20 protein-coding genes are annotated in these 17,569 nt (G+C 44.1%); 10 read left to right on the top strand and 10 right to left on the bottom strand.

The annotated features are described in order from the left end of the window. Nucleotides 1-320 precede the first annotated feature (320 nt). Nucleotides 321-755 carry a CAAD domain-containing protein gene (locus AAFP11_RS20420; protein ID WP_341738750.1) on the top strand — a complete coding sequence of 145 codons (435 nt, stop codon included), beginning with the start codon at nt 321-323 and terminating at the stop codon, nt 753-755. Nucleotides 756-1,043: 288 nt separating this feature from the next. Here AAFP11_RS20420 and AAFP11_RS20415 read toward each other — a convergent pair whose 3' ends face one another. Together AAFP11_RS20415 and AAFP11_RS20410 are read right to left on the bottom strand one after the other, a co-directional pair. Further along, nucleotides 1,044-4,676, bottom strand: coding sequence for a CHAT domain-containing tetratricopeptide repeat protein (locus AAFP11_RS20415; RefSeq protein ID WP_341738711.1), 3,633 nt, complete (start codon nt 4,674-4,676; stop codon nt 1,044-1,046). Nucleotides 4,677-4,981: 305 nt separating this feature from the next. Next, nucleotides 4,982-6,250: an aspartate aminotransferase family protein gene (locus AAFP11_RS20410; RefSeq protein WP_341738710.1), complete on the bottom strand. Its 1,269-nt coding sequence runs from the start codon at nt 6,248-6,250 to the stop codon at nt 4,982-4,984. Nucleotides 6,251-6,378: 128 nt separating this feature from the next. Here AAFP11_RS20410 and AAFP11_RS20405 point away from each other — a divergent pair, with 128 nt between their 5' ends. The 6 genes from AAFP11_RS20405 to AAFP11_RS20380 all read left to right on the top strand — a co-directional run bounded on the left by AAFP11_RS20405 (nt 6,379) and on the right by AAFP11_RS20380 (nt 10,224). Continuing rightward, nucleotides 6,379-7,656, top strand: coding sequence for a ribulose bisphosphate carboxylase small subunit (locus tag AAFP11_RS20405; protein WP_341738709.1), 1,278 nt, complete (start codon nt 6,379-6,381; stop codon nt 7,654-7,656). Between the two features lie 173 nt (nt 7,657-7,829). Further along, on the top strand, nt 7,830-8,390 hold the full coding sequence (locus AAFP11_RS20400) for a Uma2 family endonuclease (protein ID WP_341738708.1): 561 nt from the start codon (nt 7,830-7,832) through the stop codon (nt 8,388-8,390). A 286-nt stretch (nt 8,391-8,676) separates the two neighbouring features. Further along, nucleotides 8,677-9,060: a hypothetical protein gene (locus AAFP11_RS20395; RefSeq protein WP_341738707.1), complete on the top strand. Its 384-nt coding sequence runs from the start codon at nt 8,677-8,679 to the stop codon at nt 9,058-9,060. 72 nt (nt 9,061-9,132) lie between these two features. Continuing rightward, nucleotides 9,133-9,402 (top strand): hypothetical protein, encoded by a 270-nt coding sequence (locus AAFP11_RS20390; protein WP_341738706.1) that lies wholly within the window; start codon nt 9,133-9,135, stop codon nt 9,400-9,402. Beyond that, nucleotides 9,399-9,827 (top strand): PIN domain-containing protein, encoded by a 429-nt coding sequence (locus AAFP11_RS20385; protein WP_341738705.1) that lies wholly within the window; start codon nt 9,399-9,401, stop codon nt 9,825-9,827. The genes AAFP11_RS20390 and AAFP11_RS20385 overlap by 4 nt, the downstream gene beginning before the upstream one ends. A 37-nt stretch (nt 9,828-9,864) precedes the next feature. Further along, entirely contained in the window at nt 9,865-10,224 is a 360-nt protein-coding gene (locus AAFP11_RS20380) for a hypothetical protein (RefSeq protein WP_341738704.1), read from the top strand. Nucleotides 10,225-10,394: 170 nt separating this feature from the next. Here the strand turns inward: AAFP11_RS20380 and AAFP11_RS20375 are convergent, their stop codons facing one another. The 3 genes from AAFP11_RS20375 to AAFP11_RS20365 form a co-directional block, all read right to left on the bottom strand. Continuing rightward, nucleotides 10,395-10,640, bottom strand: coding sequence for a DUF433 domain-containing protein (locus AAFP11_RS20375; RefSeq protein WP_341738703.1), 246 nt, complete (start codon nt 10,638-10,640; stop codon nt 10,395-10,397). 109 nt (nt 10,641-10,749) lie between these two features. Continuing rightward, nucleotides 10,750-12,108 carry a CHAT domain-containing protein gene (locus tag AAFP11_RS20370; protein ID WP_341738702.1) on the bottom strand — a complete coding sequence of 453 codons (1,359 nt, stop codon included), beginning with the start codon at nt 12,106-12,108 and terminating at the stop codon, nt 10,750-10,752. A 29-nt stretch (nt 12,109-12,137) separates the two neighbouring features. Continuing rightward, nucleotides 12,138-13,412 (bottom strand): DUF1822 family protein, encoded by a 1,275-nt coding sequence (locus tag AAFP11_RS20365; protein WP_341738701.1) that lies wholly within the window; start codon nt 13,410-13,412, stop codon nt 12,138-12,140. Between the two features lie 261 nt (nt 13,413-13,673). Here AAFP11_RS20365 and AAFP11_RS20360 point away from each other — a divergent pair, with 261 nt between their 5' ends. Together AAFP11_RS20360 and AAFP11_RS20355 are read left to right on the top strand one after the other, a co-directional pair. Beyond that, nucleotides 13,674-14,159: a hypothetical protein gene (locus tag AAFP11_RS20360; protein WP_341738700.1), complete on the top strand. Its 486-nt coding sequence runs from the start codon at nt 13,674-13,676 to the stop codon at nt 14,157-14,159. A gap of 98 nt (nt 14,160-14,257) precedes the next feature. After that, nucleotides 14,258-14,527, top strand: coding sequence for a hypothetical protein (locus AAFP11_RS20355; protein ID WP_341738699.1), 270 nt, complete (start codon nt 14,258-14,260; stop codon nt 14,525-14,527). A gap of 182 nt (nt 14,528-14,709) precedes the next feature. Here AAFP11_RS20355 and AAFP11_RS20350 read toward each other — a convergent pair whose 3' ends face one another. After that, complete coding sequence (locus AAFP11_RS20350; RefSeq protein ID WP_341738698.1) at nt 14,710-15,324, bottom strand: hypothetical protein; 615 nt, start codon at nt 15,322-15,324, stop codon at nt 14,710-14,712. Further along, nucleotides 15,321-15,536: a hypothetical protein gene (locus AAFP11_RS20345; RefSeq protein WP_341738697.1), complete on the bottom strand. Its 216-nt coding sequence runs from the start codon at nt 15,534-15,536 to the stop codon at nt 15,321-15,323. Before AAFP11_RS20345 ends, AAFP11_RS20350 begins: the two co-directional genes overlap by 4 nt. Before the next feature lie 37 nt (nt 15,537-15,573). Here AAFP11_RS20345 and AAFP11_RS20340 point away from each other — a divergent pair, with 37 nt between their 5' ends. Further along, the gene (locus AAFP11_RS20340) at nt 15,574-15,777 is read left to right on the top strand and encodes a type II toxin-antitoxin system HicB family antitoxin (protein ID WP_293212897.1); all 204 of its coding nucleotides are present in this window, start codon (nt 15,574-15,576) and stop codon (nt 15,775-15,777) included. 59 nt (nt 15,778-15,836) lie between these two features. On the opposite strand, the gene AAFP11_RS20335 is transcribed toward AAFP11_RS20340, so the two are convergent. The 3 genes from AAFP11_RS20335 to AAFP11_RS20325 all read right to left on the bottom strand — a co-directional run. Next, the gene (locus AAFP11_RS20335; RefSeq protein ID WP_341738696.1) at nt 15,837-16,193 is read right to left on the bottom strand and encodes a DUF5615 family PIN-like protein; all 357 of its coding nucleotides are present in this window, start codon (nt 16,191-16,193) and stop codon (nt 15,837-15,839) included. Next, entirely contained in the window at nt 16,186-16,584 is a 399-nt protein-coding gene (locus AAFP11_RS20330; protein WP_341738695.1) for a DUF433 domain-containing protein, read from the bottom strand. Before AAFP11_RS20330 ends, AAFP11_RS20335 begins: the two co-directional genes overlap by 8 nt. A gap of 320 nt (nt 16,585-16,904) precedes the next feature. Beyond that, nucleotides 16,905-17,569, bottom strand: a 665-nt coding sequence (locus AAFP11_RS20325) for a ferrochelatase (protein WP_341738694.1), incomplete at its 5' end; no start/stop codon positions are given.

The raw sequence follows: 17,569 nt of genomic DNA, 5'->3' as shown, positions 1-17,569 counted from the left end.
CCCCGGTTATAGAACCAGCAGTGGAAGTTACAGCAGTCGAAACTCCGGTGGTTGAACCATCATCAGCACCAGAGGTTTCAGGAGTCGCAACTGCGGTGCAAGAAACCGTCGAAACCCCGGTGGTTGAACCAGCAGTGGAAGTTACAGCAGTCGAACCCCCGACTGTTGAACCAGCAGTAGAAGTTACAGTAGTCGAAGCACCAACGGTGGAAACAGTCGAATCGTCTGTTGTAGCAGTCGAAATATCGCCTGTTGCAACAGTCGCAGCAGCAGTTGAAATACCTGCCGCTAATCAACCAAAAACTATTGCGAGTGAAGAAATGACTTCATCAAACGAACCAGAAACAACTGTGATCATCACCGAAATTCCAACGGGTAATGAGACAGAAAGTTCGATCGGTACTACAAAAGTTACTGTCACCGAAGAAAACCCAAATCAAGCTCAGCAGATAAAAGAACAAGTTATCTCAATTTTGTCCGAGCTTCCTGCTTATATCGGCGCTTTTTACGAGCAGTACAAAAGTCCGCTAACAGTCGTCGGTTTAATTTTAGTGTCGATTGTTTCTTTGAAAGTGCTTTTGGGCGTAGTAAATGAACTTAATGACATTCCTCTGTTAGCACCGACTTTTGAGCTAATAGGTATTGGATATACCGTATGGTTTGTCTATCGGTATTTGTTGCGTTCTTCCAACCGTCAACAATTAGGTCAAGAAATTCAAGCCATAAAAGAACAAGTTTTTGGCAAAAAGTCCTAAACTTTTGCTGGTAAATTGTTTAATTTGTACCCGATACTGACAATTTTAAGTAATTTGTCGGTGTCGGGTTTTTAATTGATTTGTTATCGGAATAGCGCCTGGGGCAAGTAAATTTGATATTAGTAATAGGAACCAACTAATAATCAATACCGAATAATATCGTTTATGGTTGCATCGGAATGATTTAACCACAGAGAACACAGAGAACACAGAGAGAAATGAATAATTCTGATGAATAGAGGAATTGATATAACCAATAACCAATAACCAATAACCAATAACCAATAACTAAACCCCAGCAGCCGTAAATGCAGCCCAGTAATAAGGATTAGCAAAAGGATGAGGCTTGCGATTACGAATTTGTTGCAAAGAAGCTTCAGCACTAAGGCGAGAACTTTGAGGAAGTCTGTCGAACATTTGGGAAATTTGAGGTTGAAAATCAGCCAGCAGCAGATCCAAATCCTCGCCATTCAAATCTCGCAGCCACCTTTGAGCATGATTGAGGGCGTTAGCCACATCTCCCGTTTGTAACCTCGGAAAATTGGCCAGATTTTCATAAAATTTGCTCATCAGCAGCAGCGTCGAAACATCATTTACCTTCCACAGACTGCTGACAACAGTAGATGTGCCAGCATAGAGCAATGCCGCCGCAAATCCCACACAGTCACCATCATGGCTGACTACACTTTTGTCATTTTCGCAAGCCGATAAAGTGACTAAAAAGTATTGCCGAAAATCCCAATTAAAGATTTCCTCTAAAGTCAAACAATCATCTTGAAAAGACAAACATGATTTCAGAGGTGAAGCCAAATTCTGCAAGGCTAAACAAGCAAAATGAGCGACTTTTTTCGAGGATAACTGTCCTGTTGTTACTGCTACATCCCCATGCAGATTAGCAGCAACAGCACTCTTAACAGCTTGTTTGTTGATCTGCTTAGGACGCAAAACTTCCGCACTGGAAAAATATTGGCAAATATGGGCGACTTCAATATTGCTGTAGAGACCATCTTTATTAAAATTGGGAACTGCTACCAGTTGCTGCAATCGGGGTCGATATCTACCAATAGCACCGCTGCGCGTAATTTGTGTCAACCGCCATAGCTGACAGGTAGGAGCATAACGAATTCCTCCGGCAAATCGATCGATCAAATAAGTACCAGGTGGTTGTAGGTTGTTAAAAGCCGAACCTTGAGAAAAGTCTGAACCGATGAGGGTATCCAAATCCGAACCGGTACGATCGCCTCCGGGAAACCGAGAATTTGTCACGCCCTCAAAAAATAACTCTCCCATCCCCAGGGGCAAAGCGTGGAGGGGCAAACCGTGTAAAAATCGGTGTGGTACAAAAATTAGCCGATCGCAATTTTCCGGTACCAGGGAAACTACTTGGTCTATTTCCAGCAACGTGGCCAAGCGGTTGAGTCTAGCCTGGAGCTGATTGATCCAGCGACCTTTTTGGTCAGAATAAGCGCTATGGTACTCTGATATCCAATTTTCGAGATCCAAAGCATTTTTGGTCGAACATACGTGTACAGCGGGAGATGTGGCATCACTCAGAACCACAAAAGCGACCAATACCTCCCCCAAACTAGCCCACACCACCGCAGCACAATTGTCATCCGGTAACAATTCCCGAATTTCGTGAAACCCGATCGGTTGAACTTTACGAACTAAACTCAAGAAAGGGTCTTTTGGCTCCACTTCCCTAGCTATCAACCCGTCCAACTGCTGCCAGAGTTGATTGAGGTGCGTACAATCCGAGTTCCCCAACAGCGAACCACTGTTCAAACCTTGGCTATCATCCCCAGGGGAAATCAGGACACTCACACCATCAGTAACTCCCTGTTCTTGGTGCTGCTGTTGGGCCATAATTTCCCGTCGCAAGCACTCCAACTCCTCTCGAATGATTGGGGGGATGTCGCCTTTAGGAGTTAGTTGGCATTTCACCAGCAGTTCTACCAAATTCAGAGCTTTGTGGCGTTCTGTGTATTCCAGCGCTTTGGCATAATAGCCCGGTTTAGTTGCGCCCAGTTCCAGGCAAACTTGTACCAGGACTTTGTAGAGTCGAGTCCAGGTGCGAGTAAATTTTAGCTTCTGGGGCATCGATCGATCGCCGGCATCAAACAAATCAACCGTAGCTTCGCAGCGCAAGAATTCCACAGTATCGACAGCAGCAGCAAAAACACTGTAAGCTCGGAGCAATTGACCGTTAAGTCGGTGAGCCTGACCCAAATAAAACAAAGTTTGAGCCCAGCGGTGGGGATAAGTTTCGCGAGTGTAGACTTGGCCTGCATTGTGATAACAGGCGATCGCCGTTTGAAGGTGAGACGAGCTTTCGGTATCCGTCAATTCACAAAAAGCTTGACCCAAATGGTTTTGCAGCATCGCCCAACGCTCTGGAGAGTTTGTGCGAGTGTATACTTTCAAAGCATTTTGATAGCAGGCGATCGCACTTTTGAGGTTGCGGTTTCTTTCCCCTTTGAGATGTTCGCTCAAAGCGCGGCCAAGGTAAGCGCACAACATCGCCCAACGTTCAGGAAACTTTTGGCGATTGCAAAAGAGCAAAGCATTTTGATAGCAACTAATTACTAATTCGATATTGTCAGCTTTTTCACCTTTGACTCGTAGGCTGTAGGCTTTGCCCAGGTAAGTTTGTAGTGTCGCCCATCGTTCGGGAAATTTTTGCCTACTATGAACTTGTAAAGCATCAAGATAGCAGGCGATCGCCATTTCCAAATTTTCGATTCTGTCACCTTTGATGCGATCGATCAAAACCCTGCCCAAATTACTTTGAGTTGTCGCCCACTGAACGGGAAAACCTTCCCTAGTGCGTATTTCCAGAGCTCTTTGATAACAGTTGATAGCGTATTCCAGATTTTCGGCTCTATTTCCCCGGAGGCGAGCGCAATAAGCATTGGCCAAATTATTTTGAGTTGTGGCCCAGTGGCGGGGAGACAACTTGCGGTTGTAGACTTGCAAGGCATTGTAGTAGCAAGCGATCGCCAGTTCCAAATTTTGGGCCCTGTCTCCTCGGAGTCGGCGACTGTAAGCGCGGCCGAGATTATTTTGAGTGCTGGCCCACTCTCCGCCAAAAATCTCGCGGGTGCGGACTCGCAAGGCATTTTGATAGCAATCGATCGCCTTCTCCTGATTATCTGCGGGATCTCCCCGGAGACGATCGGTGTAAGCATTACCCAGATTGTTTTGCAGCATCGCCCACTGTTCGGGGTACTTTTCGGGAGTCCGAACTTGTAGAGCATTTTTAAAACAAGCGATGGCTTGTTCCAGATTTTGGGCCCGATCGCCCTTGAGGCGATCGCTGTAAGCATTACCCAGATTATTTTGCAGCACCGCCCAATCTTGGGGAAAATAAGAGCGAGTAAACACCTTAGCTACTGTTTCATAACCTGCTATTTCGATTTCCAAATTATTTGCCTTATTACCCAGGGGAAACCGCCCGATGGCCTTGCTCAAATTGCCAATCAGGGCGCCTAGGCGTCTTGTCTCAACAGAAGTAGCCACCGGCAGTACCGAACTTGCCCACTGGCGCAGCAGTTGGGCAAAGTTCTGGTCAAGTTTGTCTAAATTATTTCTCAGCAGGGGGTAGACTTGGTGCAAGTCAGGGCTGCGCGTCACTGTTTGCAATACTTCTGCTAAAAAAGAGAGATATGCTTGGGGGGTGGCTGGCAATTGAGCATTTTCCCGCGCTTGCTCTAAGGGTGCAATCACCTTCTGAAAAAATTTCGCCGCTTTGACTAAACCTTCTGGTGTCAGTGGCGGCACTTCCAAGTAAAGCGTTTCCACAGACTCAGAGTCGATCGACTTTGAGTCAATCTTCAAAATCAAATCTGTTCCTGAGTCCCCAGGATTTTCCAGCAGCGCTCGGAGCATATTAAGATCAGTTTTGCGACGCTGTTCGTCCATCGTGAATTCCGCCGAACTATTAACGATAGGATTACTCCCCCGTGCAGCCAATTAAATCAGGAAATCGGGAAATATAAACAAAGGCTTCCCCCAGCTTAGCAAGACTGGGAAGAAGCCCCTCAAAACTATCAAATTCCGAATCAACTCAATGGTGTTGCGATTTTGATATACTCCCCCTTCGACTCAAGGGCGAGAATTCTTGACACTTCATTGAGATGCGCCACCAGCAGCCTTATCTTCCCTCGATGTATGTTTATAGTCGTCGGAATATCCCATCCCGACTTTCATAAACAACAGTCGATTTACTAAACCGATTGGGAAGCAAGGGCTTTTTCCACGGCTGCCAAAGCTTGGGCTACTTCAGCCTCTGTGACAATCAGTGGTGGCACAAACCTCAGCACTTTCGGTCCTGCGGGAACTAACAGCACACCAGCGGCGATCGCCGATTTCACGATATCAGCGGATGTGAGGGGGATATCAGCTTGCAATTCTAGCCCCACAATCAAGCCCCAGCCGCGCACTTCAGCAATTAAATGGGGATAAGTGGCCGCCATCTGGTTCAGTCCTGCTTTCAACTGTTCACCGCGTTGCTGTACATTTTCTAGAAGGTTTTCCCGTTCTAAAGTTTGACAGACACACAAAGCCACAGCACAAGCAAAGGGATTGCCGCCGAAGGTGCTAGCGTGACTTCCCGGTTCAAATACATCGCAGCTCGATTTGCACAGCATAGCGCCGATCGGGATACCGCCACCCAAGCCCTTAGCAGAAGTAAAGATATCCGGCTCAATACCAAGATTTTCGTAGCCCCAATATTTACCACTGCGTCCCATCCCGACTTGCACTTCATCGAGAATCAGCAAAATACCTTTTTCGTCGCAAATTTCCCGAATTCGTTGGAAGTAGGCGACATCACCGGGGCGAACTCCACCTTCTCCTTGCAGCGCTTCCATCATAATGGCAGCGACTTGGCGTTCATCTTTGTCCAGTTCTGCGATCGCCTGTTCCAGGGCAGCAATGTCATTGTAGGGCACGTAATGAAATCCCGGCATCAGAGGACTAAAACCCTTTTGGTATTTCGGCTGTCCCGTTGCAGTAATTGTCGCCAGCGTCCGCCCGTGGAAACTAGCATGGGCGGTGATGATAGTCGGATTAGAGATATTTAATTTTTCGTGAGCATACTTGCGGGCGAGTTTAATCGCTGCTTCATTAGCTTCTGCGCCTGAGTTGCAAAAGAAAACGCGATCGGCACAAGAATGGTCTACCAGCCAATGTGCCAGCTCACCTTGTACTGGAATATAATAAAGGTTAGAAACGTGGTGTAGCGTTTGAATTTGCTTGGTTACAGCCTCAATTAGAGCCGGATGAGCGTGTCCCAGAGTACAAGTCGCAATGCCAGCGACAAAATCCAGATATTCGCGGCCTTGGGTATCCCAAACACGGCAACCTTCGCCCCGTTCTAGGGCGATTTGAAAGCGCCCGTAGGTTGTCATTACATATTTATCAAAGCTCTCGGAACTAAACGGACTAGCTTCGGATTGGACTAAGGGTTCTTTTAGTAAGGTTTGTGGACTCACGAATTGCTCCTTAAAAAATTATGTGCAGGTCTCGATTGTACGGTAAAAATCCAGTTTAACGATGTAGGCTGTTAGTTTTGTCATAAAATCATAACAGCAAAAGCAATTAATCTTCCACAAATCTACTGATGAGTTATTATATTTCTCCTAGTTTTCTCGACAAAGTTGCAGTGCACGTCACTAAAAACTTTTTAAATTTACCAGGTGTCAGAGTTCCCCTAATATTGGGAATTCACGGCCGCAAAGGAGAAGGCAAAACATTTCAATGCGAACTGGTTTTCCGGCGCATGGGTTTTGAACCCGTGATGATATCTGGAGGCGAATTAGAAAGTCCCGATGCCGGAGATCCTTCGCGTTTAATTCGCTTGCGCTATCGGGAAGCTGCGGAACAAATTCGGGTGCGCGGGGAAATGTGCGCTGTGTTTATTAATGATTTGGATGCTGGTGCTGGCAGATTCGATTCTACTACTCAGTATACTGTTAATACTCAGATGGTCAATGCCACTCTGATGAATATTGCTGACAATCCACATAACGTGCAGTTACCGGGAAGTTATGACGATACTCCCTTGCATAGAGTGCCGATTATTGTGACTGGAAACGACTTTGCCACGCTGTACGCCCCACTCATTCGCGACGGCCGGATGGAGAAGTTTTATTGGGAACCGAGCCGGGATGATAAAATTGGGGTTGTGGGCGGCATTTTTGAGTCTGACAATTTGTCGAAAGCCGATATTGTGGCTTTGGTGGATAAATTTTCCGAACAGGCGATCGACTTTTTCAGTGCATTGCGATCGCGCATTTATGACGAACAGATTCGTGAGTTCATTCACAAAATAGGAATCGAGCAAGTTTCCAAGCGTTTAGTAAACAGTGTGGAAGAACCACCCGGCTTTCAAAACCCAAATTTCAGCCTCGCTCATTTAATAGAAATGGGCAGTTTGATGGTAGGACAACAAAAGCGGATTCAGGAAATGCGCTTAGTCGATGAATACAATCAATCGCGGTTGTTCAATTTGAAAACACCGGAAAAACAACCCGCCGAAGTTCCGACTCAAAGTCAATTAAACGATCCATCATCTAAATATTATAAAGCCTATGCTGCACCAGTTGCTGAAGTTAGTAACAGTAAGGTTTCGCGGCTCAGTTCCGAGGTATTGGCACAAGTGCAACAATTATTAACAAGAGGCTGCAAAATCGGGATAGAATATGCAGACAATCGCCGATTTAAAACAGGTTCATGGCAAAGTTGCGCCACCATTCAAAGCGCAGATGAACAGCAAGTGATTGCATCTTTGGAAACTTGTTTGGCGGAGCACGGTGGCGAATACGTGCGACTAATAGGCATCGATCCAAAAGCCAAGCGCAGAGTAGTTGAAACCATCATTCAGCGGCCGAATAGTTAAAAGGCTGTAGATACTGTCTTGACAGATCAAGACAGTATCTACAGGCCATTGTAGGGGCGGGTTTTACCAACAATTTATGTTATAAACCAACAATATAATAAACCCGCCCCCGCCCAAGGAACTTCTGGAAGATATCAGATATAATCAAAATAGAACAGAGCGGAGTCAAAGCTATGTCAACTACAGAAAGAGTTCGCTGGACAACTGCTGATTTAGAATTATTACCCGATAATGGCAACCGTTATGAGATAATCGAAGGAGAATTAGTCGTGACAAGAGCCCCCCACTGGGAACATCAAAATATTGTTGACAATGTTTGCAGAACCTTAAATAATTGGTCGATAGAGACGGGTTTAGGTAAGGCTGCAACCACTGCTGGTTTGATCTTCACTGATGGTGACAATGTTATCCCTGATGTGGTTTGGGTAAGCTATGAGCGTTTAGCACAAATATTAGATGAGTCTGGACATTTGGCTGGTGCGCCGGAGTTGGTGGTTGAGGTAATGTCTCCGGGTGAGGAAAATGAAAGGCGCGATCGGCAATCTAAGTTAAAATTATATTCGGTTCAGGGTGTGCGGGAATATTGGATTTTTGACAGAGTACAGCAAAAAGTTGAAGTTTACCTGCGGGAAAATGGGATTTTGAAATTAGCAATGACTTTGTTTAAGGAAGATAATTTAACCAGTGTTTTGTTACCGGGTTTTAGTGTGTCTGTGGTCGTATTATTTGCGTAGATATTAACGAAAGCATAAATAACGGAGTAAAATAAACGATGGATTTAGAGCAAGCAGTATGAGTGGTGTCGCTAAAAGATCGCTGATTAACTAAAGTGGGACTTACGCACCGGTAGTCAGAAACCGGGTTTTTGCGAGAATATTTGCTCACCGTCGCAAAAACAGGAAAAAACCCGGTTTCTTTAGTCGGAGTGTATCCAGGACTGTCCTATTATTTTAAGCTAGGATTTAATAGCCGTTGTTTTTTCGTTGGGTTTATGTTAGCATATAGTAAAGAGGTGAAACTATGCAAATTACAAATAAAAAATTTAGGTTGCGAAGCGGTGCAAATTGGACATCGTTTGAGAAGTTTCGTTTGCAGGGCGCAGAAGCACTCAGTTCGATCGCCAATGGTGTCATTGCTACCCTCCAGACAAAAACAGGACAGTATCGGATTATTGAGGAAAATGACTTTCAAGCAATGTATGGACTAGCCCGTGATGTCGATCGCATGAGAGGAGGATTGCGTATCGTCATCTTGGCTGTGCGTGCAGCACAAAAACACCCCGATCCAGAGAATCTGAATCTACTTGCTGAAGCAGTTGCTATGCTGGGAGATATGCCTGAGCTTCCTACTCGCAATAGCTTCGATGGATTAGTTCCAGAGAATTTCGACTTGGATGAGGATTAAAAATATAGCATGGTAAGTACGAAAGAACCGAAAATGTAATGTATAATTTAGGATAATTAATCGGAGGTTGTCATGCTGAGTATAGAATTGGACAAGGAAACAGAAGTGTATTTAGTAGAAATTTTGGGAAGGGAGAAAACTACCAGCGATGAATTGATTAAACGCTTAGTTAAAGAACGCTGGCTGAGTTTGCAACCGCGCCAAACTATTGTAGAAAGACGTGGGGGACATCCTGAACATCTGTTAGAAGATGCGCCGCCTGATTTATCAGAACGGGCAAATCGAAAAAAAGCGATCGAAACTTATTTGCAGAAAAGACATCCTCAATATCATCCGCAATGACTTATCATCCTGTAATTATTGTAGATAGTGGAGTTCTAGTAGCTTACTACAGTGTCAAAGATCGCTATCATCAACAGGCGCGAGTTTTCTTTGAAAGATGTACAAGTAATCTGATAACTACTGCTAGTTGTGCCACTGAGGTTATGTGGCTACTTGGTCAAGATTGGCGTACACAAAATGAGTTTCTTCGCGATCTTGCTATCGAACTTTATGAATGTATCCAATTGCTTCCTGAAGATTTTTCGCGGATTACTGAACTGAATGAACGGTATGCAGATTTACCGGGAGATTTTGCTGATTTGTCTCTAATTGTTATTTCTGAACGGCTGAATATTCCGGCAATTGCTACTTTGGATAGTGATTTTGATGTTTATCGACGTTATCGAAATCAACCTTTTGAGCGGGTGTTTAGACCTGAAGACTAAAGTTGTTTGTATCTATCTATCTATGGAGACTATTTAGATGAGCGGACTTTTTGAGATGTTGAATAAAATTCATAAAAAACCAGGAATGTATATCGGACGAGCTTCTGCAACCGATCTTTTTATGTTTATAGTCGGTTATAGAACAGCTAGAGAAGAGTTGGGAGTTGAACCCACAGAAAAGGAAATGGAATTTTATGGCGACTTTCAACCCTGGTTGCAAAAGCGATATGAAGTATCAACATCAGGTTCATGGGCAAGAATAATCGAGTTTTATACTAACAATGAAGAACTAGCATTTTATCGTTTTTATGAGTTACTTGATGAGTTTTTGCAGCGAGATAGCCATTCAAAAGTAGCGCAAGTTAAGGAAAAAGTTGGTAATGTAACAACTGGATAGTCAATTGTCAAATTCTGGTCGCCCGCGCACTATCAAAGAAACCGGGTTTTTTTCCCAATCTTCGCACCGTCACCAGGATTTGATTGTGTCACCAAACTTCGTTACCCACAGCAACTGTACTATCCATCTCATTATAAAGATTCTCTGGCGCGATCGCCTCAACCAACTCCTCAAGGGAATATCGCCGACGAGTTATCGGGTTCGATAATTTGCTCGGCCGCAATAGATACATCTATTTCCTGAGAGTGGGCCGCATAAAAAGCGAGAACTTCGTTTACTTGAACTTCACTGATGTCATATTCAGTCGCAATTTGGTTTGGGGGAAAACCCCATTTCTGGGCTGCGATGACTACTGTTTGCACCCGCAAGCGAGTGCCGCGCAAAACGGGCACGAGTTCGCTGCTAGCGCCGCGCACATAGGTGATTTGAGGAAAAGTGCGATCGTCACTCCGCTGGTTGAGGGTAGCGACTTTTCGGCTACAGCCCAGAGAATAAAGCGATCGAGGGAAATGCCTTTCATGTCATTTATGAAACCTCATGAAATTCACCTTCTGATTTATGCAACCTAGTGAGCTTCACCTTCTGGGATTGCTTCACTCCTTCGGTAATGACGTGTGAAGCTACGGGACTCAATATCGCGGACAACATGAGGTCAATTTTTAACAAATAACATGATCCTGCAAGTAAAATACTTACAGTACCTGCAAGCAGAAATTCATTTAAAAAACTTACAGCACCCGCCAGTAGTAACTCATTTTTTGCCAAGGTGCTTATTTCTGGGGATATCGCCTTAGTGCTGCGTTGAAGCTCTTGCCAAGTCACGGGAACTTCAGCAGGATTCTGGCTAATCACAGGCAACCAACTTGCACAAGGAAATTGATCCTCTAAACCTTGCAACCTTTCCCGTGCTTCCCGCACCGAAACATACAAAGACTTTCCGCTTGAAAACGCCACAAGAAAATGTTTTAAAAATTCTTGTGCAACTAGATCGGGAACTGACTCTCGCATGACTATAACTTGTGGAATGTTCAATTCCTCTAATTCGCAAGCCAATCCTAATCCATCACAGGAGTTAAAAATTGCCAATTTAAGCCCCTGTTTGATGGCTTTTATTAAAGCAAATTTTAATTCTTCAATAGTTACGCTATCCATCTGATTGATACAAATTCGACCTTGTTCAAAATTGTTATGGCTCGAACTATGACCAGCAAAAAATAGGATATCCCATCCCTTTTCATCCCAAAGATATCTGTTTAACTCGCTTCGCTGCGGCTCTACAAGAAATGTAATTTCGCAATTTTGTAACTTCTTCAATAGTTCTAGTTCTTGCTCTATGTTAATGCCTGTACTATTACCAAGAATAGCTAAAATTCTAACTGTATTTCGAGAGATTGCTTTGGTTGCTTTTTCGCCTCGTTTATATTGATTTGAACTGAAAGCAAATTCAGCTTTGTTGTAAAGTTCAAAAAAATTCCAGAGATGCCAAGGCAGTTGTCGCAGTCGAGTATCTCCAGTTTGAATTATGAACCGGAATTCATCAGATGGAGCTAAGTTTACAAGTAGTTGTTCTTTAATAGGACGAAACAGCTCTGAGTTAAGCCACTCATTTAGGCTATGGCTTAATATCTGGGCTTTTTCTTTAATATCAACCATAGAAAAGTTGGTAGCTTGTGCAAATCTCCGTTCCAGCCTTCGCATACCTAATCTTAGTGTGTTGTAGGCTAAATGCCAACTGCTATAGTGTTGGTAAATTTCTGGAGCTGGTGGCAACATACCTCTGATTTCAGTCAATGGAAAATAACCATCTTCTGCAATCTGTAGCGTGACTGGAAAACCTTGTTCCAATTCACCAGCGCCGATTTTTAAGATAACTAACTTACTCATTGCTGTTTTTTTCGATATCTTATACTAATTCAAATTACAAAATTTTCGGTGAATCTGGTATTGTCAAGTGCAACTTTGATACTAAAGGGTTCACCCGCTTCGCCACTGAACTCTAACTGAATCCAATTATCAGCTTGTCTAGATTGTACTGTCATAAAAGTTTCTTGGAATTCATCTAGGACAATCAGTTGAATATTTTGTGGTAGATAAGTTTGCCTGTCTACGGGATGAATTTGTAACCTAATTCCCACTTTTTCATTACTTTCTGGAGTAATGCTAATAACCAGTGCTACTCGATGTTTGGCTAGTTGCACCCCAAAGTCAATCAGCTTGGCAACTCTAGTAGATTCAACGACATCAGCAGGCCTAAAACAGAAATCTAAACCCGATTGCTGTGTTTTTAAGAATTCTTCAAGTGTCTGCCAACCAGGTTGAATAACATTTTGGAACCATTGGCTTAAGTTGATACAGTTGGGTGCGATCGCAACTTCTGATGTCGCCTCGATATCTCCCACAATATTTTTTAAATGAGCAATAATTGCTTCCGCTCCTGCCCTGTCAACTTCCTTAACAGTGCCGCTTAACTTTAGCGTAAATCTAGACTGAGTGTTTTGAGGCGTTGAAGAGTTGCGATCGTACCCAACTTCTGAGACACTTTCTAAACGCACATCCAAAACAGGAAACCCTAATAACTCTGGGAGTTGCCCGGTTTTGAACATCCACTCAACCACCTCAATGTCTTCGGGGGAACTGCTGAGAACTAGCAATACACTACCTGGTTTGATTTCCTCTAGTGTCATCTCGACATCTCCCACAACATTTTTTAAATGAGCAATAATAGCTTCCGCTCGTGCCCTGTCAACTTCGTTAACAGTACCGCTTAACACTAGCGTAAAAAATCTGGTTTGAGTGTCATCAGGTTTTGGAGAGTTGGGTGTCCGAAAATGAATGTTTTCACCAGTGCGATCCGAATATGAATTTGATATCACTTTGGTTGCTGTTTCCTCTGCTTCTGGTTCTGAATCAAAGGGTTTGGACTTTTCGCCCACTAGCTCAGGCTTGTATTTGGCAAAAACGGTCATCAAGTCAGCCCGCCTAGAGCGACGTTCACCTGAAGAGTCGTTTAGCCCGAAAGCTTTGCATATCTGTGCAATTTGGGTTCTGACGGTTCCGGGCTCAATATTCAAGGACTGGGCGATCACCGAATCCGTCTGACCAGCCAATAGCATCCGCAACACCTTCATGCGCTTGGCTGGCAGTTCCGCGAAAGTTTGCTCAAATTTAGACTTGTCAAGGTTTTGCATATCCATATAACCTATGATACTGCATATTATTATAATAATCTGCACCTGATTGGATTTTTATGCAGAATCGAGCATTTTATTAACATTAATTTACATTTTGCTTTTTTTATTGAAGCCACTTGACACTTCTGTGCAACGTGGTTACTATTTAGATATTCATTTGTAGATATATCTGCAAATGAATAGATAAGCGCTCACAAAAAACGGCGTTCCACAGAGGAGCCGCCGCTAGTCAAATAAATACACCTCCAAGGTAGCATCATGGACGACTTATTACATGACGATCGCCCGTCGGAAAAACCCCGACAGGCTAACGGCCTCATCCTGCTTTGGGCAATTCTCCTCATTCTCTTGCAAGCCAACACTTCCAGCGAGAAGTGGTCCCAAATCCAACAACTTTGTCCAGAACTAATTGAGACTCACTGGCGCGGCTATAGCTACATTCGGCTGTTTTCCTGCTGCTTGTTGGAGATGCTTCTGATCCAAATGCCACCGGACACAGCCACTGGAATCCATTGTCATTCTTCATTGTACAACGTGAATATTTTCATTGCCGGAGAAGCCGCAGTGGACAGCCTATACAAAATTCGTGGGGGTAAACCGAAACTCGTTGAAGAACAGAAACTCAGCAAAGGAAAATTTTCTCTATTGACGCGGTATAGGGCTCATAACCTCTGTTGTCCGGGTTCTGTAATATCCCCAACTCTGATGTTGAATATTCACTTCCCTCACCGGACTGAATCTTAAAAGATTGGCGATCGCGTTCAAATGCGATCGCCTCCCCACAGCTAAATATTGCCAATCTTCAATACATCAACACTCTTTACTTGACGAGGAAAAATCCGATGACTACCTGCCCTTACAAAGACAATTCCAGCCTCAAAAAATTACCCTGCAATTGGCATTCCCACCCTGAAGACTCGAACATCCGCTTGTGCGACTGTGGCAATTTCTACAAAATCAATGAATTAGTCGAACCCTTCCAAGGTTCGCAGTCTTTCTTTGTTGTCTTGACGATCATCATTTTGATACTCGGTCAAGCTGTTCGTTTTGAAAAGCCGAGTTTGAATGCACCAGTACCCCAAAATTACAATCAGCTTAAAGAGATCCGGTAGCAGAATTCACACTTGCTTGTAAAAAAGCCGATCGCCCTTTCCCTAAAAATACCAAAGGCCGATCGACCTTTTCACCTAAATCAATCTCGACTCACGCACTCCGACCAAAGAAACCGGGTTTTTACTTAATCTGTCGTCTTCAACGCAGTATTATCGCAAAAACCCGGTTTCTCAAATCCTAATTAATGACTGTGCCCATTCCCATGAGAATCCCCGTGATCCCCATGATAATGCCCATGATCGCGGACAACCAAATTCGGATTCACCGCCACAGCACTTTCACTCAACAACGCTTCAATTTTAGGATTTGCCCACTCTGCTGCAATTTTTTCGTCGTATTGCTGCCATTTACCTCTAGGAAAACTCCCAACAGCAAAATCAAAAAATCCATGTTCCATAGAGAATATGCCACCGCGTTCATACATTATGATTAGAGGTTCGTAGGGTTCAGGTAAAGTAAATTCACTAACTTTTGGTAAATTTTTCATCCGATCCCAATGGAGGAACCACTCGCAGGTTTTCTCAATTATACCCGCCACATAAAACGGTGTCTCTGTGAAATGAGTCTTAAGCACTTTAACCTTAGTTTCATCGGCACATTCTAAAGGGCAGATATGAGCAGCCACATCAAAAAACGGCCATTCATCTGTACAATCTAAAGCCTTGGCCCACAGTGCCGCACGCCTCAAGTATTCTCGCAAAAGAGCAATGTGAGAGTTGACGCGACTATCGTCAGGCTCCCATTTAATTGCTAAAATTCGCTCTAGTGCAGTATCAGTAATTATTTTGGCAGTCATATTTTTTCTCTAATAGCTTCAAGCAACTCATCAAGATTTGAGAGGTTGTCAGCAAGCATCAGTTCTTCCGCTGACTTACCTATTTTGAAGATATCTGATGGTGGTACATTTTGTAGGTGCGTCGCTGTGAGATGTTCGATCGCATTTGAAGATATCTGATGGCGACGCACCCTACAGCTATTTGCTATGATAGTGCGATCGTCCGAAATCATCTATAATAGAAAAGTCAGCGCTCATGACACCGAAATTATGAACATCAAAGTCGTATTAGAACCCAGTGACGAAGGTGGATATACCGTCTATGTTCCCTCACTGTCAGGCTGCATCAGTGAAGGGGAAACGATTGACGAAGCATTGGCAAATATCCAAGAAGCGATCGAACTTTACTTAGAGCCGATGGCAGATGAATTGAGCATTTCCGAAGGTGCAATTGTGAGAGAATTGGTGGTATGAGCAAAGTTCCCAATCTTCCTTGACCGCGATCGACTTTTTGCCTCAATATCAAGATAAAATTAGGTACGCCACTGATTAAGCCAGCGGACTTGCCCTTTCCAGTCAGCAGCTTGTGTTTCTGACAGCAGTCGATCGAGCGAAGCAATTAGACTAGATAATGTCCAACTGTTTTGAGCCGCCAAAATGATGCCACCATGTTCTGGGTAGCGCTGAGATAAAACCTGAAAATCGCGGATATTAAACGTGAAAATACACCGCCCTCGCGCTGTTGCTTCTAGTAATTGAACATCATCGCTAGCATCTAAAGGCATCCACTCAGTCGGTGTTCGAGTGACATCGTGACTGCGAGATAAAAGGGCAGCTTGCAAAGCTTTAATAGAAGTATCAGCATCCAGATGCAATAGCGGTTTAGACATTGGCAGCTTCGATAATTTGCTCGGTGGCAATAGATGCGTCTATTTCCTGAGAGTGGGCTGCATAAAAAGCGAGAACTTCGTTTATTTGAGCTTCACTAATGTCATATTCATCGGCAATTTGGTTTGGCGAAAAACCCCATTTTTGAGCTGCGATGATTACTGTTTGCACCCGCAACCGAGTACCTCGCAAAACGGGTATGAGTTCGCCGCTAGCGCCTCGCACATAGGTGATTTCAGGAAAAGCGCGATCGTCATTCCGCTGGTTGAGGGTAGCGACTTTTTCAGCTACAGCCCAGAGAATAAACCCATCGAGGGAAATGCCTTGGAGTGCCGCCAATTTTTCAGCTTCTTGCTGTAGTTGAATGGGTAGGTTTAAGGTGTGGGATGTCATTAATACAACTTCCGTTTTCTAAGAGAATTGCAGATGGGGCGGTAGTTGAGTTTGAGAGTTTCTCAATTTTTCAAATTTTGGAAAAACTTTAGTTTTTATTTTAGCGCAATATCTCTGCGGGATGTTGCGTGATTCCTAAGAATTCACACCTGCCGATCAAAAAGCCGATCGCCCCTTCTCCAAACAACCAAAGGCCGATCGCCCTTTTCACCTAAATCAATCTCGACTCACGCACTCCCACAAAAAAAACCGGGTTTTTTACTTAATCTGTCGTCTTCAACGCAGTATTTTCGCAAAAAACCCGGTTTCTCAGATCCTAATTAATGATTGTGCCCGTGCCCACCATGATTATGCCCATGATCGCCGTGAGAATGCCCATGATCCCCATGATTATGCCCATGATCCCCATGAGAATGTACGTGATCCCGGACAACCAAATTTGGATTCACCGCGATCGCACTTTCACTCAACAACGCTTCAATCTGCGGATTAGCCCACTCCGCCGCCATTTTCAGGAACTCAGGATGGTCATTCACGCAAGGCAATTTCCGATAAGTAACTCCCTGACGTTGCTTCTGCAAACCCTCAATCACATGATCTACATCTAACAAAGTTTCGTGATTTTCTGTCGCAAATCCGATCGGCATAAACACGATCGCAGTTGCACCCAAATCGATCAAATTCTTCGCAGCTAAAGTCGCATCCGGTTGTGTCCATTCAATCAGCGGTGTGTCGTGATTCAGCCAGCCCACCGAAATCAAAGGATAGCGATACATCAAACGTTCCCGCACGCGATCGTACAAAGCTTGACTTTCCACAATCCCGGAAGTGAAGCCCTTCGCCTTGTGCGGACAACCGTGATTCATCAGCACAATTCCAATCTGAGAAGGCAAATGTGCTACTGCTAAATCATTCTTAATTTCCTCTTCCACCAAATCTGCCATTAGCTGAATGTAAGCAGGTTCATCGTAAAAAGAAGGAATGT

The organism is Microcoleus sp. CAWBG640, from assembly GCF_020883015.1.
Classification (GTDB): domain Bacteria; phylum Cyanobacteriota; class Cyanobacteriia; order Cyanobacteriales; family Microcoleaceae; genus Microcoleus; species Microcoleus anatoxicus.
This window is presented reverse-complemented; position numbering and strand designations above follow the sequence as displayed.